This window comes from Acidobacteriota bacterium, from assembly GCA_020845575.1.
Lineage (GTDB): Bacteria > Acidobacteriota > Vicinamibacteria > Vicinamibacterales > Vicinamibacteraceae > Luteitalea.
On the sequence record JADLFL010000013.1, the window covers coordinates 1 to 22,011 of the forward strand.

Here is a 22,011-nt window from a genome sequence, read left to right on the forward strand (position 1 = left end):
ATCCAGCAGCACGGGTATGCGCCGAGTCTGGAGGAGGTCGGCCGTCGCTTCGGGCTGTCGTCACTGGCCACGGTCCACAAGCACCTGACCAACCTGCAGGAGAAGGGGTTCATCAAGCGTGCGTGGAACCGCAGTCGTTCGGTAGAGCTGATTCCGGCGCGCATCGGCGGCCGCGCCCTGGAACTGCCGTTGCTCGGCTACGTGGCGGCAGGCCGCCCCATCGAGGCCATCACGAGCACCGAGACGATCACGGTCCCGGAAGCGCTGGCCGGCAAGCGCGACACGTACGTGCTCCGTGTCAAGGGCGACTCGATGATCGATGAGCAGATCCGCGACGGCGACTTCGTCATCGTCGAGGATCGGAAGACCGCGTCGAATGGCGAGATGGTGATCGCGCTGCTGACGGGGTCGGACGTCACCTTGAAAAAGTTCTACAAGGAGCAGGAGCACGTGCGGCTCCAGCCGGCCAACCCGACGATGGCGCCGATCGTGGTGCCGGCGTCCGACGTGCAGGTGCAGGGCGTGGTGATCGGCGTGATGCGGCGATACTGAGTGGCATGAGCCAGCCCACCGAGCCTCGCCAGATCAACTTCACGATCGTGCCGGCCGATACGCCGGACGTCCCGCGCGTCTACGCGAACTTCTGCGCGGTGGCCAACACGCCGTTCGACTTCACGCTGACCTTCTGCGAAGTACAGCCGCTGTCGCCGCAGGACGTCCAGCAGGCCGAGCGCGACCACGTGGTGCCCGCGCCGGTGAAGGTGAAGGTCGTGGTGCCGGTGCCGTTCATCCCGACGCTGGTGGCGGCGCTCCAGGAGCATATGCGAGCGTTCGGCGAATCGCAGAAGCAGGGCGCGCCCGGCTGGTCCGGCGGCGACCCGATCCACTGACGTCGCCTCACAGAAGACGTCGCACAACAGGGACGAACGCGCTGTCAGACCCGGCGCCTCCGAAGCGTTCTCGTTGTACTTCGCCTTTTGTTTGAGACGCCGGCGGAGCTGACGTGATGACCACAACCGGATACCCGAACGCACGCCTCGCACTCGTTCTGCCCGAATTCCTCGTCGACGTCGAACGCCGGTGGGAGCAGATTCCTGCCGACGTCCCGCTTGTCGTAGGCGGCGCGGCAGACGGACCGGGGCATGTGATGGCGGCGTGTCGCGTGGCGCGTGAGGCGGGCGTGCGTGTGGGCCTGCCGCTGCGGGACGCCGCCGCACTCGTTCCCGGCGCGCGCTTCGTTCCCGGCATCCTGGATCGCTATGCAGAAGCGGCGTCAATGCTGGACGAACTCGTACGCCGCTGCTGCAGCGAAGTCGACTGGGTGGCCATCGACACGGCGGTGATCCCGGCGCATGCCGTCGCGGCCGAACCGCTTGCGTCTGCCGCGCACGCGATGCAGCGCGCCATTCGCGAACAGTTGGGTCTGCACTCGGCGGCGGGGATCGCCGGCACGGAGGCCGCTGCGATGGTGGCTGCCGCGCTCGTGGCGCCCGCGGGACATCTGCAGGTGCTGCCCGGATACGACGAGCGGTTCCTCGCCCCCCTGGATGTTCGCTGGCTCCCGGGGCTGTCGGTCGCGGCTCGCGCGCGTCTGGCCGCGAGCGGGATCGACACAATCGGCGCGCTCGCCGCGGTGCCTGCCACCGATGCCGAAACCCTCATCGGAACCGGCTGGTCCAACGCGTGGCGCGCGGCGCGGGCCGAAGAGCCGCGTACGCTCGCGAGCACGCCCCTGCCACGCAGCCTCACGCGAGCGATGCCGCTCACGGGATTCGTCGCGTCAGACGCCGTGCAACTCGCGGCAGAGCATCTGGCCGACCAGGTGTCGCAGCGCCTGCTCCAGATCGGCGCGTTCGCGCACGGGTTGACGGTGCGCGTGATGGGAGCGAACCAGCGATTCAGAAGCCGGACATTCACGTTGCGTGAGGGAACGCACGCGCGCGCCGATCTCGCGCCTGTCGCGCGTGCGCTTGCCTCGCAACTCTGGAAGTACGGCGACCCGCCCATTCGCGTGAGCGTCGTGGCGAACGCCCTGTCGGTGGATGGCCCGCAGCTCAGCCTGTTCGATCTGTCGCATGGCGACAAGCGCCCTGCCGGCCGCCGTCTCGCAGACCTCCGGACGACGCGGAGCTTCCGCGCGCTCGCCGCCGGGTCGCTGAGTCGCCCCCGCCGCGCCTCGTGAGGCGAGCGCGCGAACCGGCCCGTGCCAGGGGCTGGAGCCCCTGGCCTCCAGCCCTCGTGGTCACGCCCTCCTTCGGGAGGGAGCGAACGGGCTTCAGCCCGTTCGTCAACCCGTCGTGCAGCCGGTGTAGCTGGCGTGGAAGGCGTTACCCGTGTAGCCGAGTTCTTTCAGCCCGGGCTCGGAGGCGAAGTAGATGCCGGCCACCCAGCCCTTGATGTGATCGAAGTGATCGCGCAACGTCGCGGGGCTGGCGGGCGGCTCGGGCAGCGGAATGGGGTCGCCCTTCTTCCACGACACGACGGGTCGGCTCGGCTGGCCGTTGGCGGCTTCGGTCAACAACTCCACCTGCTGCGCCGGCGGAAGATCCTTGAAGGCCGCGCGCCCCTTCCTGACCGCCGCGCCCTCGATGGCTCCAAGCGCCGTCGAGAGGCGACGCCGCGTCTCGGGCAGTTCCACGGCGAGCAGCTTGTCGAGGAACTCCGGCGTTCCCGACGCCTTCGCGCCAGGCACGATGAGCTCGGCCAGCACGACAATGGTCGCGAACTGATGCGGGTCGAGCGCCACGGGTACGTAGGCGGCGGCCGCGGTGGCCGTCCGGGCCGTGCGCGTCTGCTCGGCCACGTGCGCCACGTGCGGGTGGACCGGATGGTCATGCGCGATGGCCGCACCCGGCACGGCGATCGAGGCACCGATGCCCGCCGCGAGCGTCTGCAGGGCCGCACGGCGCGACACGCCGGTGTCAGGCACGGACTCCACCATTGACAGCGTTCGACGTTCCTTCATCGCATCCACTCCTGCGAAGCCATCCTGGGCGTCCGTTGGGGCGACGCACGCGTCGCCCGCACACCTCGATGCGCCACCTGCGTTCCAGATGCGCGCACGATAGCACACGCGCACCGCCGGACCGTTTGACGCTCGCGTGACGTCGCGCCTATGCTGCGCCTGTCCTTCAACAGGGAGTCGAGAGAGTGGCGCAAACGGCGCGCGATCAGGCAGGGCAATCGTTCGACGTCATCGTGGTCGGGTCCGGCGCCTCCGGCGGATGGGCAGCCAAGCGACTCTCGGAAGCCGGCGTGAACGTCGCTCTGCTCGACGCGGGTCGTGCGCTCACCGATGCCGACTACAAGGAGCACACACCCGCGTACACCCTGGAATACCGCAATCGCGCGAACGAGCGCATCAGGCAGACGCGCGGACGGCAGAAGGACTGCTACGCCTGCACCGAGTTCAACTACGACTGGTTCGTCGACGACAACGACGAGCCGTACACCACACCGAAAGACAAGCCGTTCTCATGGCAGGGCCGCACGCGCATCATCGGCGGCCGGACGAACATCTGGGGACGCCAGAGCTATCGCTTCAGCGACACGGACTTCAAGGCCGCGAGCCTCGATGGCCACGGCATCGACTGGCCGCTCTCCTACAAGGACGTCGAGCCGTACTACGACCTCGTCGAGGACTACGTCGGGATCTCGGGACTCGCCGAGCACGACCCGATGCTGCCCGACAGCCGGTTCCACCCGGCGATGGGATTCAACTGTTCCGAGGTCCACGTGCGTAACGTGTTGAAGCAGTCCTTCAACCGCACGCTGACGATCGGCCGCGCGGCCAACATCACCAGGCCGATCAACGGGCGCTCCGCGTGCCACTACTGCGGTCCGTGCGAGCGCGGCTGCATGACGCACTCGTACTTCAACTCCGCGTTCACGACGGTGGCCGACGCGTTGAAGACCGGCAAGTGCACGCTCATCCAGAACGCGATGGTGTACCAGGTGCTGATGGACGGCACCGGCAGGAAGGCGCGCGGCGTGTCGTACATCGATCGCCGGACGCGCCAGGTGCGCGAGGTCCACGCACGCGTCGTGATTCTCGCCGCGCAGGCGCTCGAGTCCGTGCGCATCCTGCTGAACAGCCAGCCCGGCGGCCTCGCCAACAGCAGCGGCGCGCTCGGCAAGTACCTGATGGACCACACGTGGGTCGCTGGCGGCGCAACGGCCGAGTTCCCAGACCACGCGCAGAAGCCGAGCGTCGACGGCCCGAATCGGCCCAACGGCACCTATGTGATCCGCTTCCGCAACCGCCCCGGCGAACCCGCGCACAAGGCGTTCCTGCGCGGCTACGGCTATCAGGGCGGCGGCAGCAACACCTTCAACTACGGCGTGCAGGGATTCGGCCAGGCCTACAAGGACGCGGTGAAGAGTTCCGCGCTCTCGACGTTCGGGTTCTCCGGCTTCGGCGAGGTGCTGCCCTACGAGGACAACCACGTCGCGCTCGACCCGGACCAGGTCGACGCATTCGGGATCCCCGTGCTGCGCATCTCGATGGAGTGGAAGGAGAACGAGAAGCAGATGATCCCGGACATGGGCTATGCCGCCGCCGAGATGCTGGACGCCGCCGGCGGGCGCAACATCAAGCCGTTCTTCTACCTGGACCGCGTCCCCGGCTACGGGATCCACGAGATGGGCATCGCACGCATGGGCAGCGACCCGCGGACGTCGGTGCTGAATCAGTTCCAGCAGGCGCACGACATCCCCAACCTGCTGGTCACGGACGCGAGTGGATTCACCTCCGGCGGCTGCCAGAACCCCACGCTCACGATCATGGCGCTCACGGTGCGCTCCACCGACCACCTGCTGGAGCAGATGAAGCAGGGAAATGTGGGTTGACATCTTCAGCAGACGCTCTAGGATGGGCGCACACGTTGTCTTACCACTTGATCGCAAGGAGCCTTCGATGTCTCTGGACTCGAGCGTGCCGTTCCGACGCCTGCGTGGCGTAGCGAGCGCGGCCCTCTGTTTGTGTCTGGTATTGCTGGTGGGCGCACTGCCCGCTTCCGCCCAAAACATCACCGGTCGCATCGGCGGTCGCGTCACCGACAGTTCGGGAGGTGTGCTGCCCGGCGTCACGGTGACGCTCCTCAACGAAGCCACCGGCATCTCGCGTACGGTGATCACCGACGAGTCGGGCACGTACCTGGCCACCAGCCTCCAGGTCGGGGCGTACAGCGTCACCGCCGAGCTCGAAGGCTTCCGCCGCCAGCAACGCACGGGCATCAGTCTGACGGCCGACGGCAGCATCACGGCCGACTTCGCCCTGGGCGTCGGGCAGCTCACCGAATCGGTCGAAGTCACCGCAGCCATCGGCGAGACCGTGAACCGTACCTCCGGCGAGGTCTCCCGCACCATCGACACGCAGCAGATCAAGGATCTGGCCTTCAACGGCCGCAACTACCTCGAGCTCGCGTCGCTCATCCCCGGAGCCGTGGCCACGGACTTCGACCCCCTCGCGCTGGCCACGAGCCTTTCGGTCACCGGCCAGTCCATCAACGGTAGCCGGACCAACACCAACAACCTCACCATCGACGGCACGTCCAACGTCGACTCAGGCTCGAACGGCTCGCAGGTGAACAACGTGAGCCTGAGCTTCATCGAGCAGGTGAAGATCCAGACGTCCAACTTCTCTGCCGAAGTCGGCCGCAACAGCGGCGCCGCCGTCAACGTCGTCACGCGCAGCGGAACGAACCAGTTCCGCGGCACGGCGCGCTTCGACATCCGAGACGAGAAGTTCGACGCCCCGAACCATTTCGCGCCGCGTGACGCCAACGGCAACAAGACCAAGCCACCCCTCGAGTTCCGCAACTTCGAAGGCGCGCTTGGCGGACCGATCATCCGCAACAAGCTGTTCTTCTTCGGCGGACAGCAGTACCGCATCATCAACCGCTACACGAACCCGACGCGCCAGACGCTACCCACGACGGCCGAACTCAACGGCGACTTCTCCGTCCGCCTGCGCGGCGCTGACGGCATCGTCGGGACGGCAGACGATGGCGTGCTGCGCGATCCGCTGACCGGGCAACAGTTCCCGGGCAACGTCATCCCGCAGGACCGCATCACGGCCAACGGTCGCGCCTTCGGCAATATCTACAGGGCCATGCAGGGCAAGGCCGCGTCATTCACCGACACGCCGACGGCCAACAACACGACGTTTCAGGAGTACAACCCGTTCAAGTCGCGGCAGGAGATTCTGCGCCTCGACTATCAGGCCACCGAGAAGCAGCGCTTCTACGGCCGCTACATCCACGACGAGTACGTCTTGACCGAGCCGTTCGGCACGTTCTCCGGCGCCGCGATGCCGACGGTGCCGACCGACAGGTCCCGTCCCGGCACCAGCTATCAGGTGGGTCACACCTACGTCGCCAGCGCCACCCTGATCAACGAAGCCAAGATCGGCGCGTCGTGGAACGGCCAGCGCATCAAGCCGCTCGGCGACAACTGGCAGCGGAGCACCTTCGGCTTGACGTTCCCGGAACTCTACGACACGCCGGGCTTTGTGGCCGGGGGCATCCCGAACGCCCAGGTTGCCGGCTTCGCGAGCATCCACGGTCCCAGTTTCGCGCTGCTCTCGCCGACCACCGACATCACGTTCTCCGACACGCTCACGTGGATCACCGGCAATCATTCCGTGCGGACCGGCGTGGCCATCTCGCGCAACCGCAAGGATCAGAACGGACGCGGCCCCTACTTCGGCAGCGTCAATTTCAACACCGGCGGCAACCCGAACAGCACCAGCAGTTCCGTGGCTGACATGCTGCTCGGCAACTACCGCACGTACGAAGAGGCCTCGGCCGACCCCGTCGGCTTCTTCCGCTTCACCACGTACCAGGGCTTCGTCTCGGATACGTGGCGCGTGCGCAACAACCTGAGTCTCGAGCTCGGCGTGCGGTACGAGTACACGCAGCCCACGTACACGCAGGGGAACAACCTGGTCAACTTCGACCCATCGCGGTACGACCCGAGCCAGGCCGTGCGCGTGCAGACCAACGGCCTGCTCGTGCCGGGTGTCGGCAACCGCTTCAATGGCCTCGTGATCGCCGGCGACGGGATTCCCGACGATCAGACGGGCCGCGTGGACCTCATCGCGGGTGGCGACTACGACCGCATCCCGTTCGGCGCACCCCGCGGATTGTACAAGGGGCAGCACCTCTTCATGCCGCGCTTCAGCTTCTCGTACACACTGAATCCGGAAACGGTGTTCCGCGGCGGCGTGGGCGTGTTCTACGACAAGCCGGAAGGCAACATCATCTTCTCGCAGCTCAACATCCCGCCGGTGCTGGCCAACACGCTCTACGAGAACTTCAACATCGCGAATCCGAGCGGTGGCGCGGCCGGCGCGATTGGTGCAGTCGGCACGATCAACGCCGTCGATCCGAACCTCCAGTTGCCCATGCAGACCAACTACAGCGTCGGCGTGCAGCGGCAGTTCGGCCGCGGGTACTTCGTGGAAGCGTCGTACGTCGGCAACACCGGCCGTCACCTGCTTCGCCAGCCGGACATCAACCGCGCGAGCTTCGACGACCTCAGGGCCAACAACGCCCTGCCGGCGGCGCAGCGCGTGTCGGAGAACTATCTCCGTCCATACAAGGGCTACTCGCAAATCCGCATGCGCGTCACCGACGCCAGTTCGCAGTATCACTCGATGCAGTTGTACGGCACCAAGCGCACGGGCGACTTCCAGTTCACCGTGTCGTACACGCTCGGCCGAGTGCTCACGAACGCCAGCGGCAACGGCGACAACGATACGGTGGACGGCGCCAACGACCTCGACTTCTTCTGGGGCCCTGCGTCGTTCGACAGGCGCCACGCCTTCGTGAACACGCTCACGTACCGCATCCCGTGGCTGCGCGACCGCGGTGACCTCGTCGAGGCGTTCCTCGGCGGCTGGGAGTTGAGCAGCAAGTACCGCTTCCAGTCGGGCCAGTACTTCACGCCCGTGGGCAATTCGTCGATCGGCAGCCGTCGCGCGGAGTATCTGGGTGGTGACATCGCCATCAATGGTGATGAGAACCGCTGGTTCAATACCGACGCCTTCGCGAATCCTCCCGAGGATCGTCGCGGATCGGCTGGCGTCGGCGTGATCCAGGGGCCGTCGTTCCAGCAGATGGACGTCTCGTTCCGCAAGAACTTCCGCTTCGGTGGGCGCTACAACGTGACGCCGATCTTCGACGTGTTCAACCTGTTCAACACCGTCAACCTCGGCAACCCGAACGTCGACCGCAACAACGTCGCGTTCGGCACGATCAGCACCGCTCAGCCGCCGCGCCAGTTCCAGTTCGGCGTGAGGTTCGATTTCTGACGCAGGACCCCGGGGGCGGGCAGGTGGAACACACCGCCCGCCCCGGGGATCGGCAACGGGCAACCGGCAACGGGCAACCGGTTGGCTTGGCGCCACGGTTCGCAATCCGGTTGCCGGTTGCCCATTGCCGGTTGCCGGCATCGTTTACCATTCCCCGCGTGGCTCGCGCGCGTTCTGCATCGACGACACTCGTCCCCGCGCCGGCAGTGCTCGAGCGGCTGCTCCGGCACTTCCCCGCTCCTGACACCGAACTGGCGTTCAGCAACGCCTTCGAGTTGCTCGTCGCGACCGTGCTGTCGGCGCAGTCCACCGACACGCGCGTGAACGAGACGACCCCGACCCTGTTTGCGCGCTACCCCGACGCAGCGACGCTGGCGGCCGCCGACCCGCTCGACGTCGAACCGCTCATCCACGCGACCGGTTTCTTCCGGGCGAAGAGCAAGGCCATCGTGGGCCTGGCGCAACGTCTCGCGCGCGACCACGGAGGCGAGGTTCCCGCCGACATGGACCTGCTCGTTGCCCTGCCCGGCGTCGGCCGCAAGACCGCCAACGTCGTCCTGGGGCACGCGTTCGGCGTACCGGGACTTCCCGTGGACCGCCACGTACTGCGCGTTGCGGAGCGCATCGGCATCACGCACCAGACCATGCCCGAAGGCGTCGAACGCGACATCTGCGCGGCGTTGCCACCCAGCGACTGGACGCGCATGTCGGACGGCCTCATCCTGCTCGGGCGACGCGTGTGCCGCCCCAAGCCGCTCTGCACCCAGTGCGAGGTGGCCGACATCTGCCGCTATCCCTTCAAGACAGGCGGCGTGGCGCCCCTCGATCTGGCCGCTCCGCCCGCCGGTGCGCCACGGCGCCGTGCACGACCCGCCGCACCGGCACATGCGCCCAGGCGCACCAGGAAGGCCACTCCCAGATGACGCGCGACGAGTTTGCAGGCCTCATCGAGGAAGCGCTCGCCATCATCCCGGAACGCTTCCGCGATGCGATGCGCAACATCGCGATCATCGTCGAGGCGGACCCGCCCGACTCACTGCTGGCCGAGATGGAAATCGAGCCGCCTGACACGCTCTACGGCCTCTACCTCGGCACGCCCATCACCGAGCGCCAGTGGGGCGACGGCAATCGCGAACCCGATCAGATCGTGCTCTACCAGGGCCCGCACGAAGAGGACGCCATCAACGAGGATGACCTGGTCGCCATGGTCGCCGAGACGCTGATCCACGAGGTGGGCCACTACTTCGGCATGTCCGAGGAGGAGATCCAGGAGGTGGAGGAGCACTTCTGGGCCGCGCAGGACGAGGTCGGCAACTAGTGGATCCGTCTTCGCCGGGACGTGGCCGGACGCGCCGCGCGCGCAAGCGGTTCGGCCAGCACTTCCTCGAGCGGCAGTGGGTGGACAAGATCGTGGCTGCCGTCGACGCGAAACCCGGCGAGACGTTCCTCGAAATCGGTCCGGGTCACGGTCAACTGACGATGCCGCTGGCGCACACGGGCGCGGTGGTTCATGCGGTGGAGATCGACAGGGACCTGGCGGCCGACTTGCGCGCGCGCGCCATCTCCAACGTCCACGTCCACGAAGGTGACTTCCTGGAAGTGCCCTCGTCTGCGTGGTTCGGCGGCGACCACCCATATCGCGTGGCGGCGAACCTGCCCTACAACGTATCGACGCCGGTTCTCGGCCGCCTGCTCGCGTACGCGCGAGAGGGCCTCATCGCCGACGCGGTGCTCATGCTCCAGAAGGAGGTGGCCGACCGCCTCGTCGCGCAACCGGGGTCGGGCGACTACGGCCCGCTCGCGATCGCGACGGCGCTCCAGGCCGACGTCTCCCGGCTCTTCGTCCTCCCGCCGGGCGCATTCCGGCCGCCGCCCAAGGTCCATTCAGCCGTCGTGCGCCTCGTCTTTCGTCCCGACCGCGTGCCGATCGCCGACCGCGGCCGCTTCGACATGCTCGTCAGGCACGTCTTCACCCAGCGCCGCAAGATGCTCGGCACGAGCCTGCAGTCACTGGCTCAGAACGGCACCGACGCCAAGGCCTGGCTCACGGCCGCCGGCATCGATCCCCAGCGCCGCCCGGAGACGCTGTCGCTCGAGGAGTTCGCCCGTCTGGCTCACGGGCTGAAGCCCGTGCGCTCCATCTGAGGGTTCAGGCCCGTCCGGTGCCCGGTGCCCGCCGGCGGCGCGACTGCGCCGCCGATCGTGGTATCGTGTTGCGCGTTGTAGGACTTAGCGGATTCAGCCCAACCCAGTGGGTCTGCGTCCAGAACGACGGCACTGGCGCCCGCCAGGTCAGCCGTCGGTCCGTGTTCACGTGCACCGGTCCCCTGCCTTCGGCCGGCGCGTGTGGCGCAGCAGTGCAGGGCGTCATCGCGACTCGTCCGTCGCGGTGGAGACGTGTCGGCCCGCGGCCGGCGTACTGGGATGCGTTCGAACAGATGACCGAGACGACACTGGCTCAGCCGGTCGACGTGGTGCCCCTCGGAGGCCTGCGCGAGTTCGGCATGAACACGATGGCGATCACCTGCGGCGAGACCACGATCGTGGTCGACGCAGGCGTGATGTTCGCCGAACCCGACATGCCTGGCGTCGATCTCGTGATCCCCGACCTCGCCTACCTCGAAGGTCTCGACCACAAGGTCAGCGCCGTGTTCCTCACGCACGGGCACGAGGATCACATCGGCGGGCTGCCGTACCTCATGCCGCTCGTCGACGGACCCGTCTACGGCTCGAAACTCGCCTTGGCGCTCGTCGAGCACCGGCTCGAGCAGCATGCGATCGACGTCCGTGGACGGCTCACGCCCGTCGCGCCGCGCGATCGCATCACCGTCGGCCCCTTCACCATCGAATGCCTGCGCGTCACGCACAGCATGCCCGACTGTCTCGCGCTGGCAATTCACACGCCCGCGGGCGTGCTCGTGCACACGGGCGACTTCAAGATCGATCACACGCCGCTCGACGGCGAGACGACGGACCTGCCGCGCCTGGCGGAACTGGGCCGCGAGGGCGTGCTGGCGCTCTTTGCCGACAGCACCAACGTCGATCGCCCGGGCGTGGCGGGATCCGAGCGCGACGTCATCGACGGCTTCGAAGAGATCTTCACCTCCACCGCCGGCAAGATCGTCGTCGCGATGTTCGCGTCGAGCATCCACAGGATGCAGATCCTCGTGGACCTCGCCGCGCAGTTCGATCGTCACGTCGCCTTCGTGGGCCGCGGCGTCGTGGACAACTCCGAGACCGCGCAGCGCCTCGGCCTGCTCCGCATTCCGACGGGCGTGCAGATTCGCGACAGCGAGGTGCGCAACTTCCCCGCCGCCGACGTCGTGTGCATCACCACGGGCTCGCAGGGCGAACCCGCCGCGGCGCTCTCGCGCATCGCGATTGACGATCACCGCTTCGTCAAGGTGGACGACGACGATACGGTGGTGTTCTCGGCGCGGGCGATTCCTGGCAACGAACGCGCGATCGGCCGCGTGATGAACCATCTGGCGCTGCGCGGCGCCGACGTGATCTACGAGGGCCAGAAGCACGTGCACGTCTCCGGGCACGGTCACGTCGAAGAGCTGAAACTGATGCACGCGCTCGTGCGCCCCAGGTACTTCGTGCCGATCCACGGCGAGTACCGGCAACTGGCGCGGCATGCGCGCGTGGCGCAGGCCGTTTCGCGCACGACAGAGATCATGGTCATCGACAACGGCGACGTGTTGCGCTTCGACGGCGAGGACGCGACGATCGCCGCGCGTGCGGAGGTCGGGCGACGGCTGATCGACGGCACGCGCACCGGCGAAGTGGCAGACGAAGTGCTGCGCGACAGGCGACACCTGGCGGGCGACGGCCTGATCGTGCCGATGCTCGCCGTGAACATGCAGACAGGCGAGCTTGCCGGCACGCCCGAGATCATCACCCGCGGCTTCGTGGTGGATGACGCCTCGGATGCGCTGCTGCGCGATGCCACGGCGTTGATTCGCGACGTCGTGCGCGAGGCGCCTGTCGAGGAACGGACCGACGTGGGCCTGCTGCAGGCGCGCGTCAGGTCGGAACTGCAGCGGGTCCTGCGGCGCAAGGCGGGGCGCCGCCCGCTCATCGTGCCCGTGGTGATGGAGATCTGATGTCGGCATCGGTCATGTCCAGACGTGCGAGTGAAGCCCTGGGCATCGTCCTGTTCTTCGGGGCGCTGCTCTGGTTCATGGCGCTGGCCAGCTATACGCCCGGCGATCCGGCGTGGTTCTTCTATGCCGGTCCGCCGAAGGAAGCCGCCAACTTCGCGGGCGCCTTCGGGGCGTTCCTGGCCGAGTCGTCGTTCCAGGTGATCGGGTACGCGTCGTTCCTGATCCCGCTCGTGCTGCTCGTGGCGGGCTATCACTACTTCTGGTGCCGCAGCCTCGCGGCCGGCTATACGAAGACGATCGGCGCGCTGGTGCTGCTGCTGTGCGTGTCTGCGCTGCTGGCGCTCGCGCTGGGCGCGCCTCGCACGGACGACACGTCGGTGCCCGCCGGCGGACACCTCGGCACGGTGCTCTCCGAGTTTGCCGTCCAGAACTTCAATCGAACCGGCGGCGCGATCGTGATCCTGTCGCTCGGCCTGCTCGGGTTCGTCCTCACGACGCAGGTTTCGTTGAGCGCACTCACGGCCGCGGGCGTGGACAAGGTGCGTGCGCGCGTGCGGGCGTCGATCGACGCCATGAAGGCGCGACGCGAGCGCAAGCGCCGCGACGACCAGCGCCGTGACGTGGTGGCCAAGCACCTCGGACGCGAAGCGACAGCCGACGATCTGCAGGCCCTCGAGGCGCGCAATCGCGGGCGTCTCGACGCGAGGGCCGCGGCACCGGTCGCGGCAGCGCCCGCGCCCGCGCCGCCTGTGCGCCGCGAGCGCAAGCCGGGCAGTGCGTCCGACACGGCCGCTTCGGTTGCCGGCGTTGGTGTGGCGCCCGCACGCGTCGTGAAGGACATGCCGCCCGTTCGCTCGAAGCCGCCCGTCAACGTCCCGACGCCGGCATCGCTGCAGGAGCACGAGTCGGAATTGAAGGCTCCCGCCGAACGGAAGTCCGGCGCGTACACGCTGCCGCCGCTCGCACTGCTCGACCCCGCGCAGGCCGAGCGCAAGGTCGACGAACGCGAGTTGATGGACTCGGCGCGTCAGCTCGAAGACAAGTGCCGCGAGTTCTCCGTCGAAGGCAACGTGGTCCAGATCCTCCCGGGCCCCGTCGTCACGACGTACGAGTTCAAGCCCGACGCCGGCGTGAAGTACAGCAAGATCACCGGCCTGTCCGAAGACCTGTCGCTGGCGATGCGCGCGGAATCGGTGCTGATCGATCGGATTCCCGGCAAGAGTACCGTCGGCATCCAGATTCCGAATCCCGTGCGCGAATCGATCTCGCTGCGCGAACTGCTCGAATCGGAGCCGTACCGGAAGTCGAGTTCGAAGCTCGCCATCGCGCTCGGCAAGACGATTCACGGTGAACCGTACGTCAGCGATCTGGCGACCATGCCGCACTTGTTGATCGCCGGTTCGACGGGCACCGGCAAGTCGGTGGGCCTGAACGCGATGCTCACCAGCATCCTGTACCGCTCCACCGCGGAGCAGGTGCGGTTCATCATGATCGATCCCAAGCGCCTCGAGCTCGGCATGTACGAGGACATCCCGCACCTGCTGACGCCCGTCGTGGTCGAGCCCAAGCTCGCGGCCAACGCGCTGCGCTGGGCCGTGCGCGAGATGGAGGAGCGCTACAAGACGCTCGCGGCGTTCGGCGTGCGGAACATCGAACAGTTCAACCGCAACCTCAAGGCGTCCATCGACGCCGGCGACGTGCGGACCGATTCGAAGACCGGAGAGCCGATCAAGCCGCTGCCCTTCATCGTCGTCGTGATCGATGAACTCGCGGACCTGATGATGGTGGCGTCCAATGAGGTCGAGCAGTCGATCTGTCGCCTCGCGCAGATGGCGCGTGCGGTGGGCATCCACCTGATTCTCGCGACGCAGCGCCCGTCAGTGGACGTGATCACGGGCCTCATCAAGGCCAACATGCCGTCGCGCATCTCGTTCCGCGTGTCGTCGAAGGTCGACTCGCGCACGATCCTCGACGCCAACGGCGCCGAGCAACTGCTCGGCAAGGGTGACATGCTCTTTCTGCCGCCCGCCACGTCGCGCGTGATGCGCCTGCACGGCGCCTACATCTCGGAACAGGAGAGCGCCAGGCTCGCGAGCTTCCTGCGCAAGCAGGGGCAGCCGTCGTACGACCGCTCGGTGACCGACGAAGAGAAGAGCGGCGACGCGATCGCCGGCGGATTCGAGAAGGACGATCTCTACGACGAGGCCGCGCGCATCGTCGTGTCGAGCAGTCAGGCATCGATCAGCTATCTCCAGCGTCGCCTGCGCATCGGATTCAGCCGCGCGGCACGACTGGTGGACATGATGGAGGCCGAGGGCCTCGTCTCGAACGGCCAGGGTGGCAAGGCCCGCGAAGTGCTGGTCCCCAAGGACTACTTCGACGAGGTCGACGCGCAACTGCGCTGAGGAATGGCGATGCGACGCAGCGTACCGATCATCGTCGCGGCGGCACTGGCGCTCACCGTGTGGGTGCCGATGGACGCCGCGCAGAAGAAGAAGACGCCAGCGAAAAGGCAGGCGGCACCTGTCAGTCAGGTGGCGCGGGCACGCACGGCACAAGCGGCCTACGAACGCACGCTCGCCCGTGAGCGTGCGCTGCGGGCATCGCGCCGGAAGGCCCCGCTGTCGCAGATGCGCGCCGTCGTGATCGAGTACGACACCATCGCACGCCGGTGGCCGCGCAGCGGCTACGCCGACAATGCCTTGTGGAACGGCGCGAACCTCGCCTACGACGCCAACATCTCGTACGGCGCACGCCAGGATCGCGACAGCGCCATGGCGATGCTGCGGTGGCTGGTGAAGGAGTATCCGTCGAGTTCGCTCACGCGCGATGCGCAGACGCGCCTGCGGAAGATCTCGGACACCGCGTCGAAGACCACGAAGGCCGAACCCGTGACACGCAGTGCGGCGGCGGCCCCCCCGGCGCCGCCGCCAGCCGCCACTGAACTCGCGAAGGCCAACATCCGCACGGCCGAAGCCGAACCCTCGGCGCCCCCGGACGAAGAGCCTGACGCGAGTGCGCCCGTTGCCGCACCCACGCGTGCTACCACTCCCTCACCGCCGGCGGAAAAGCGTGCGACGACGAAGGTCGTGGTGCGCGACATCACGCGTGTCGTGCTGCCGGAAGTCGTGCGCGTCACCATCGAGCTCGACGGTGAGGTGGCGTATCACGAGGAGACCCTGAAGAATCCCTCGCGCCTGTTCTTCGACCTTCGCGGCGCCAGCCTCGCGCCATCCATCGAGGAAGGCGCCATGCCGTTCCCCGATGGCGACATCGTGCGCGAGGTCCGCGTCGGGACGCATCCCGGCGGCGTGACGCGCGTGGTCGTCGACACCGAAGACGTGGCGCGCCACAGCCTCTTCACGCTCTACAACCCGTACCGGCTCGTGCTCGACATGTATCGCGATCCGGCCCGCGTCGCACGCGCCACCCCCGGAAGCGCCGTGTCCACGGCACCAAAGACTGTGAGCGCGAGTCGCGCCGTGGCTCTCCCACCTCCGGCGGCTCCCGTCACGACGCCTCCACCGTCGCCATCGGTGTCGGCGGATGCAGGAGCCCGGCCTGCCGTGACGGCACCCATCGCGACACTCCCCTCTGCCCCGGCTGGCCCGAACGTCACGACGGCACCATCAGCGCCCGAGTCGAACAGTTCCGGCAGCTACTCGCTCGCCCGTCAACTCGGGCTCGGTGTGTCTCGCATCGTCATCGATCCCGGTCACGGTGGCCACGACCCGGGCTCGCTCGGTGACGGCATCCGCGAAGCGGAACTCGTGCTCGACGTGTCGTTGCGGCTCGAGAAGCTGCTCCAGCAGGAGCCAGGCATCGACGTCGTGATGACGCGACGCACGGACGTGTTCATCGAGCTCGAGGAGCGCACGCGCATCGCGAACCGTCAGAACGCCGATCTGTTCCTGTCCATTCACGCCAACTCGAGCCGTCGACGCACGGCGCAGGGCATCGAAACGTTCGTCCTCAACTTCGCGAACACGAGCGAGGCCGAGGAAGTCGCCGCGCGAGAGAACGCCATCGCCAAGGGTTCCATGCGTCAGCTCCCGGACATCGTCAAGGCGATCACGCTGAACAACAAGCTCGACGAGTCGCGCGATCTTGCCGAGATCGTGCAGTCGAATCTCGTGACGCGGCTGCGCAAGACGGAGAGCTCACTGCCCGACCGCGGCATCAAGCAGGCGCCGCTCGTGGTGTTGATCGGGGCGTCGATGCCGAGCGTGCTCGCCGAAGTGGGCTTCGTGAGCACGCCGGACGAAGGCAGACGCCTGAAGACGTCGACGTACCGACAGGAGATCGCCGAAGCGCTGCGCGACGCCGTGGTGCGATACCAGCGCGCGCTCAAGAGCGGTGCGGCGACGGTCACCGCGCGCACACAATAGCGGACGCTTACCGTTCGGTGAGAGAGATGTGGTCCTGATCGTCGCGGTCGGGGCCACCCCACCCGAGCGTGTGTTTCACGAACACCAGGATACCGCCGAGGATCGCGCCGACCACGAGCGCGCCGATCACCATCACCGCGACGATACCCAGAGACCCGAGCAGGACATCCGGTACGCCGATGTCCGGCGTGACGGGGCCAACCTGTACGCGTTCGGCCTTCTGCTCCTCGCGGATCGACATGAGCGGCACTTCACGCGGGCCCACGCCGGGCTGCACGAGAATGCCGGTGCCCGCCGGTTTCCCCGGCACGGGCAGAGCCTCGACGCCAGGTCGAGGCTCTGCGGGAGGCGTCGCCGGCGGTCGATCGGCCGCCGGCTGTCCTGACGCCTGCGTCACGTCAGTGCCAGGCGCGTGACGAGCGGGCGAGTTCCACGAGCGTCCTCACGGCCACGCCCGTCGGTCCCTTCGGCTGCCACGGCTTCGGTTCGTCGGCCCATGCCGTGCCGGCGATGTCCAGGTGGGCCCACGGCGTGTCCCCGGCGAACGCCTTGAGGAACAGCGCCGCACTGATCGCCCCGCCGTAGCGCGTGCCCGCCGCGTTCACCATGTCGGCGATGTCGCTCTTCAGCAGGTCCTTGTAGTCGTCGGTCATGGGCAGCGGCCAGAGGAAGTCGCCGCCACGAACGCCAGCGTCCTGCACCGCGCCTCGCCACGAGTCCGGCGTCCCGAACAGCCCTGACGCAACGCGACCCAATGCCACGGCGCACGCGCCGGTCAACGTCGCGATGTCGACAAGGTGCGTGGCGCCGAGATGCCGGGCGTACCAGAGCGCGTCGGCCAGGATGAGCCGTCCTTCGGCGTCGGTGTTGGTGATTTCGACGGTGGCGCCGCTCGCGCCCGTCAGCACGTCGCCGGGCCTGAACGCCGACGCACTCGGCATGTTCTCCACCGAGGGAATCACGCCGATCACCTTGCACGGCGCGCCGGTGCGGGCGATGGCATGGAAGGCGCCGATGACGGCTGCCCCACCGCACATGTCGTACTTCATGCGGTCCATGTTCTCGGCCGGCTTGATCGAGATGCCGCCCGTATCGAACGTGACGGCCTTGCCGATCAGACCGAGGACCCGGCCCGCCTCGACACCCGGGTCGTAGGTCAGGACGATCATGCGCGGCGTGTTGACGCTGCCCTGCGCCACGCCGAGCAGCAATCCCATGTGCCGCTCGTGCATCTGCGCCTCGTCCAGTACGTCCACCTGCACCGGCGTTCCCGCGAACAGCGTCTGCGCGCGGGCTGCGAGCGTCACGGGCGTGAGGACATTGGGCGGCTCGTGCGCCAGCGCCCGCGCGACGTTGGTCGCCTCACCCAGCACGGAACCCAGCGCAACGGCGTCGGCGAGCGTCGAAGCGCCGCCTTCGGACACGACGATGGCCGCCGAGTGCAGGTCGGCCAGCTTCCGGTCCTTCGTCTTGTACGCGTCGACGTGGAACGCCGCGATCGTCAGGCCTTCTGCCAGCGCCCGCACCACCGCCTCGTCAGACAGTCCGCCGTGCGCGACCACCGCCACGCGTCCGAAGCCACGCGACCGGGTTGCAAGACCTGCCGCGGTACCGAGTCGACGTCCCAGGTCCGTCGTCATGGCGCCAGCGGCGCCGATCCCGAGCAGCAACACCCGTCCTGCCGCGGTCCCCTCGCCACGGAGCCAATGCTGTTCGTGCGGCTCCCCCTTCAATTCGCCGGAGGCGCGCAACGCCGCCACGGCCGCCGCCACACCATCCGGAAGCGCAGGCCCGGTGGTGTCCGCCTCGGCGGCGACAGGGATCACCAGTACGTCGGCGTCGACGCCGGCGGGCTCACTCACCACGAGACGCAGCGTCGGCGTGGTGTAGAACTCGTGCAACAGCATGACCCGACATTGTATACCTCGCGTTGCGCGACCACGCGTGGGTGCTACGATGCGGAAATGCGGCGCATCTGGCAGACAACGATGCTCGTGGCCCTGGCGGGCGCGGCGATGGCCGCGCAGGAACCGTCGCGGGATCGTGACACGAAGGCGGGCAAGGAGCCGGGAAAGCCGGAGATCAATCTCAGGGTCACGCCGCTCATCGCGTTCTCGCCGGCGAAGATCACGGTCAGGGCCGAACTCAAGGGCGGCGCGACCGACTACGAGCCGTTCTACTGCACCACCATCGTCTGGGACTGGGACGACGGGACCTCATCCGAGAACACGCCCGATTGCCCGCCGCACGAACCGGGCGTGAGCGAAATCCGCCGCTATCACTCCGCCACGCACGTCTACCAGATGGGCGGCCGGTACACCGTGCGCTTCCGCATGAAGAAGGGCGACAAGGTCGTCGGCAGTGCGTCGTACCTCGTGCAGGTCCGCTCGGGTATCCGCGACCACGCCGACATCCCGGAGTGAGCGGGCGACCTCACAACGGCCGGCCGACGGGGATCTTCGCGTCGTACTGCTCTTCCCTGTAGGGCGTGAAGCCCACGCGTTTGTAGTTGCGCAGCGCGGCGGGGTGATCGAGTGAGCATGTGTGGAGCCACACGCGCACCGGAGCGCTGCGCCAGGCTTCATCGGCAGCCAGACTCAACAGCGCCGGTCCCAGGCGCTGCCCCGTGAACTCGGGCAGCAATCCGAAGTAACAGATCTCCACTTCCTGCGCCGTCCGGTGCAGTTCGAAATAGCCGGCGGGCGTTCCGGACACCGACAACAGCCAGATCTCGATCCCGCCTGACGCCAGGTGTTCGGCGACGCGTGCGTCGCTCCAGTCCCACCTGTCGACCCAGTGCCACGGTCTGCCGACTTCACGGTACAGGTAGCGATACAGCGAACCCGGTACGTGATCCAGGCGCCGAACAGTGGCATCGACGTCGGGAAACTCGCAACGCACCACCTGCGAGGGCGACGTCATCTCGAGGAACGTCCGCACGGCCGGCCGGTGCAGCATGCGCGGCGACGAGGCCGGCGGGCGCTGCCCATCGAATGCCGTGCGCCAGCGACGTCCATCCTGCAGCACCGGCTGCATGGCTCCCGCGTCGCCGTAAAGCATCTCCGACGTCGGCAGCGCCGCGTGGAGCGCATCGAGCGCCTGACCGACGTGTGCAGCGTTGGTCGCCAGGATGTCGAGCCACAACGCCGGCGTGCTCCCCGCCAGTCGCGTCGTGTCGGCCAGGCCGGGTCCGGCGAACTGGAGGCCGTCTGTGGTCACCGCCTTGCCCGTGACGGCCATCAGGGTGCTGCTCACGACCTGCGGCAGGTGGCTCACGTACGCCATCACACGGTCGTGCTCGTCGGCCCCCATCACGACGGGACGCGCGCCGATACCCACCACCATCTGCGTGAGACGGGCGAGTGCCTCGCCCTCGGCCAGCGGCCCGCGAGCGCTCTCGGGATCAGGCGTGAGGATCCACGGTCTGCCGAGGAACAAGCCTGCATCCGCGTGCGCGAATCCGCTGTGCGTGCCGCCGGCCATCGGATGTCCGCCGAGAAATGCCATCGACCGATGCCGCCTGGCGCGATCGACCATCGCGGCCTTCGTGCTGCCGAGGTCCGTGACGACAGTTGCAGCGCCGACGTGCGGTGCGAAGGCGTCGAGCAGGCGCAGGTTCTCCGCCACGGGCGCGCCGAGCACGACGAGATCGACGTCGCGCGCCACCGCCGGAGAGGATGCCAGCGTGAAGTGATCCTTCACGCGCGGGTCTGCCGCCGGGTCCATCACGGACACCGACACGTCCGGCCACACCACCCTGATGGCGAGTCCGAGAGAACCGCCGATCAGGCCGCAGCCGACCAGCAGCACGCGCTCGAACGGTGCGGGCTCGTTCACTGTCCCCAGCCGCGACGCGTCACAGGCTCCTGACAGATGCTCCTGCCGATGGCCGGCGCGATGATCCGGAGTTCGGCCATCAGCCTGTCGAACTGCCCCGGGAACAGCGACTGCGCCCCATCGCTCATCGCGTTGTCGGGATCGCTGTGAACCTCGATGAGCAGGCCGTCGGCACCGGCGGCGATTGCCGCGCGCGCCATCGGCGCCACCTTGTCGCGATGGCCCGTGCCATGGCTCGGATCGACCACGATCGGCAGGTGACTCAGCTTCTTGACCACCGGGATCGCGGAGATGTCGAGCGTGTTGCGCGTGTAGCTCTCGAACGTCCTGATGCCGCGCTCGCAGAGGATCACGTCCGTGTTGCCGCCGGCCAGCACGTACTCGGCCGAAAGCAGCCATTCCTCGATGGTGGCCGAGATGCCGCGCTTGAGGAGCACCGGCTTGCGGACGCGCCCGAGTTCGCGCAGCAGCGTGAAGTGCTGCATGTTGCGCGCGCCCACCTGGTAGATGTCCACGTAGGCATCCATCAGCGCGATCTGGCTCGCGTCCATGACTTCGGAGACGAGCTTCAGGTCGTGTGCCTCGGCCGCCGCGCGCAGCAGTTCGAGCCCCTGCTGGCCGAGCCCCTGGAAGCTGTACGGCGAGCTCCGCGGCTTGAACGCCCCACCGCGCAGCACCTTGGCGCCCGCCCGCCTGACGACCGCCGCTGTCGCCATCACCTGCGTTTCGTTCTCGGCCGAACACGGGCCGGCCATCACGATGACCTCGTCGCCACCTATCCGCAGATCGCCGACGGTGACGACGGAGTTCTCGGACTTGAAGGTGCGACTCGCGAGCTTGTAGGGCTCGGTGATCCGCATCACGTCCTGTACGCCGTCGAGCACCTGCAGCAGGCCCGGATCGCGACGACCCTCGCCCACCGCACCGATGACCGTGCGATGCGAGCCGGTCGATCGATGTACGTCGAATCCCATCTGCACCAGTTGCGACACCACGCGCTGGATCTGCTCCTCGCTCGCGCGTTCTTCCATCACCACGACCATGATTGCGGTCTCCTCACTTACCCCTGCATCTCTGTTGCGGCGTCGCCGGTGCCATCGTTCTGCGACTGCACCACGCGTTCGAGTCGACGGGCCTCGTCGATGATTCGCTCGAACAGCCGCAGGAGCGCATCCCCATCGAGCGGACCGCCGTTGACCCGCCGCACGTGATCCAGCACGTCCTTCTCGCGGCCCGGCTGGTAGATCGCCATGCCTACTTCGCGCTTGATCTCCCCAATCTCCAGCGCGCACGACGCGCGTTCATTGAGCAACGCGACGATCTGCTCGTCGAGTGCGTCGATACGGTCGCGCAGCACGCGCAT

At 67.7% G+C, this 22,011-nt stretch carries 18 protein-coding genes; 12 read left to right on the forward strand and 6 right to left on the reverse strand.

Annotation, left to right across the window (positions count from 1 at the left end; all coding sequences use genetic code 11):
* From lexA to IT182_03500, 3 genes are all read left to right on the forward strand, one after another.
* Positions 1-552, forward strand: a complete 552-nt coding sequence (lexA, locus tag IT182_03490; protein MCC6162394.1) for a transcriptional repressor LexA — start codon at positions 1-3, stop codon at positions 550-552.
* A gap of 5 nt (positions 553-557) precedes the next feature.
* Positions 558-890, forward strand: a complete 333-nt coding sequence (locus IT182_03495) for a DUF3467 domain-containing protein (GenBank protein MCC6162395.1) — start codon at positions 558-560, stop codon at positions 888-890.
* Between the two features lie 116 nt (positions 891-1,006).
* Complete coding sequence (locus tag IT182_03500) at positions 1,007-2,182, forward strand: hypothetical protein (GenBank protein ID MCC6162396.1); 1,176 nt, start codon at positions 1,007-1,009, stop codon at positions 2,180-2,182.
* Positions 2,183-2,287: 105 nt separating this feature from the next.
* Here IT182_03500 and IT182_03505 read toward each other — a convergent pair whose 3' ends face one another.
* The gene (locus IT182_03505) at positions 2,288-2,965 is read right to left on the reverse strand and encodes a gluconate 2-dehydrogenase subunit 3 family protein (GenBank protein ID MCC6162397.1); all 678 of its coding nucleotides are present in this window, start codon (positions 2,963-2,965) and stop codon (positions 2,288-2,290) included.
* 185 nt (positions 2,966-3,150) lie between these two features.
* On the opposite strand from IT182_03505, the gene IT182_03510 reads away from it, so the two are divergent.
* The 8 genes from IT182_03510 (at position 3,151) to IT182_03545 (ending at position 16,811) form a co-directional block, all read left to right on the forward strand.
* Positions 3,151-4,848: a GMC family oxidoreductase gene (locus tag IT182_03510; protein MCC6162398.1), complete on the forward strand. Its 1,698-nt coding sequence runs from the start codon at positions 3,151-3,153 to the stop codon at positions 4,846-4,848.
* Positions 4,849-4,915: 67 nt separating this feature from the next.
* Positions 4,916-8,314 carry a TonB-dependent receptor gene (locus IT182_03515; GenBank protein ID MCC6162399.1) on the forward strand — a complete coding sequence of 1,133 codons (3,399 nt, stop codon included), beginning with the start codon at positions 4,916-4,918 and terminating at the stop codon, positions 8,312-8,314.
* A 158-nt stretch (positions 8,315-8,472) separates the two neighbouring features.
* Positions 8,473-9,237, forward strand: a complete 765-nt coding sequence (nth, locus tag IT182_03520) for an endonuclease III (protein ID MCC6162400.1) — start codon at positions 8,473-8,475, stop codon at positions 9,235-9,237.
* Positions 9,234-9,632 carry a metallopeptidase family protein gene (locus tag IT182_03525; protein MCC6162401.1) on the forward strand — a complete coding sequence of 133 codons (399 nt, stop codon included), beginning with the start codon at positions 9,234-9,236 and terminating at the stop codon, positions 9,630-9,632. Before nth ends, IT182_03525 begins: the two co-directional genes overlap by 4 nt.
* Positions 9,632-10,459, forward strand: a complete 828-nt coding sequence (gene rsmA, locus IT182_03530; GenBank protein ID MCC6162402.1) for a ribosomal RNA small subunit methyltransferase A — start codon at positions 9,632-9,634, stop codon at positions 10,457-10,459. The genes IT182_03525 and rsmA overlap by 1 nt, the downstream gene beginning before the upstream one ends.
* A gap of 293 nt (positions 10,460-10,752) precedes the next feature.
* A complete protein-coding gene (locus IT182_03535; protein MCC6162403.1) occupies positions 10,753-12,423 on the forward strand; it encodes a ribonuclease J in 1,671 nt (556 codons plus the stop codon).
* A gap of 14 nt (positions 12,424-12,437) precedes the next feature.
* Positions 12,438-14,828 (forward strand): DNA translocase FtsK 4TM domain-containing protein, encoded by a 2,391-nt coding sequence (locus tag IT182_03540; protein ID MCC6162404.1) that lies wholly within the window; start codon positions 12,438-12,440, stop codon positions 14,826-14,828.
* Positions 14,829-14,837: 9 nt separating this feature from the next.
* Positions 14,838-16,811, forward strand: a complete 1,974-nt coding sequence (locus tag IT182_03545; GenBank protein MCC6162405.1) for an N-acetylmuramoyl-L-alanine amidase — start codon at positions 14,838-14,840, stop codon at positions 16,809-16,811.
* Between the two features lie 7 nt (positions 16,812-16,818).
* Here the strand turns inward: IT182_03545 and IT182_03550 are convergent, their stop codons facing one another.
* Both IT182_03550 and IT182_03555 read right to left on the reverse strand, forming a co-directional pair.
* Positions 16,819-17,121, reverse strand: coding sequence for a hypothetical protein (locus IT182_03550; GenBank protein ID MCC6162406.1), 303 nt, complete (start codon positions 17,119-17,121; stop codon positions 16,819-16,821).
* A gap of 88 nt (positions 17,122-17,209) precedes the next feature.
* Positions 17,210-18,718: a leucyl aminopeptidase gene (locus IT182_03555; protein ID MCC6162407.1), complete on the reverse strand. Its 1,509-nt coding sequence runs from the start codon at positions 18,716-18,718 to the stop codon at positions 17,210-17,212.
* A gap of 57 nt (positions 18,719-18,775) precedes the next feature.
* On the opposite strand from IT182_03555, the gene IT182_03560 reads away from it, so the two are divergent.
* Positions 18,776-19,234 (forward strand): hypothetical protein, encoded by a 459-nt coding sequence (locus IT182_03560; protein MCC6162408.1) that lies wholly within the window; start codon positions 18,776-18,778, stop codon positions 19,232-19,234.
* Positions 19,235-19,244: 10 nt separating this feature from the next.
* Here the strand turns inward: IT182_03560 and IT182_03565 are convergent, their stop codons facing one another.
* From IT182_03565 to pheA, 3 genes are read right to left on the reverse strand one after another with little or no spacing between them, the layout of a single operon-like run.
* Positions 19,245-20,648 carry a prephenate dehydrogenase/arogenate dehydrogenase family protein gene (locus tag IT182_03565; protein ID MCC6162409.1) on the reverse strand — a complete coding sequence of 468 codons (1,404 nt, stop codon included), beginning with the start codon at positions 20,646-20,648 and terminating at the stop codon, positions 19,245-19,247.
* Entirely contained in the window at positions 20,645-21,691 is a 1,047-nt protein-coding gene (gene aroF / locus IT182_03570; protein ID MCC6162410.1) for a 3-deoxy-7-phosphoheptulonate synthase, read from the reverse strand. The genes IT182_03565 and aroF overlap by 4 nt, the downstream gene beginning before the upstream one ends.
* 17 nt (positions 21,692-21,708) lie before the next feature.
* Positions 21,709-22,011, reverse strand: coding sequence for a chorismate mutase (gene pheA / locus IT182_03575; protein ID MCC6162411.1), 303 nt, complete (start codon positions 22,009-22,011; stop codon positions 21,709-21,711).

Bases quoted from the DNA above. Each gene is read 5' to 3' on its own strand.
- IT182_03495 (MCC6162395.1), top strand. From the start codon at position 558: ATGAGCCAGCCCACCGAGCCTCGCCAGATCAACTTCACGATCGTGCCG.
- IT182_03500 (MCC6162396.1), top strand. From the start codon at position 1,007: ATGACCACAACCGGATACCCGAACGCACGCCTCGCACTCGTTCTGCCC.
- IT182_03505 (MCC6162397.1), bottom strand. From the start codon at position 2,965: ATGAAGGAACGTCGAACGCTGTCAATGGTGGAGTCCGTGCCTGACACC.
- IT182_03515 (MCC6162399.1), top strand. From the start codon at position 4,916: ATGTCTCTGGACTCGAGCGTGCCGTTCCGACGCCTGCGTGGCGTAGCG.
- IT182_03525 (MCC6162401.1), top strand. From the start codon at position 9,234: ATGACGCGCGACGAGTTTGCAGGCCTCATCGAGGAAGCGCTCGCCATC.
- IT182_03535 (MCC6162403.1), top strand. From the start codon at position 10,753: ATGACCGAGACGACACTGGCTCAGCCGGTCGACGTGGTGCCCCTCGGA.
- IT182_03540 (MCC6162404.1), top strand. From the start codon at position 12,438: ATGTCCAGACGTGCGAGTGAAGCCCTGGGCATCGTCCTGTTCTTCGGG.
- IT182_03545 (MCC6162405.1), top strand. From the start codon at position 14,838: ATGCGACGCAGCGTACCGATCATCGTCGCGGCGGCACTGGCGCTCACC.
- IT182_03555 (MCC6162407.1), bottom strand. From the start codon at position 18,718: ATGCTGTTGCACGAGTTCTACACCACGCCGACGCTGCGTCTCGTGGTG.
- IT182_03560 (MCC6162408.1), top strand. From the start codon at position 18,776: ATGCGGCGCATCTGGCAGACAACGATGCTCGTGGCCCTGGCGGGCGCG.
- aroF (MCC6162410.1), bottom strand. From the start codon at position 21,691: ATGGTCGTGGTGATGGAAGAACGCGCGAGCGAGGAGCAGATCCAGCGC.
- pheA (MCC6162411.1), bottom strand. From the start codon at position 22,011: ATGCGCGTGCTGCGCGACCGTATCGACGCACTCGACGAGCAGATCGTC.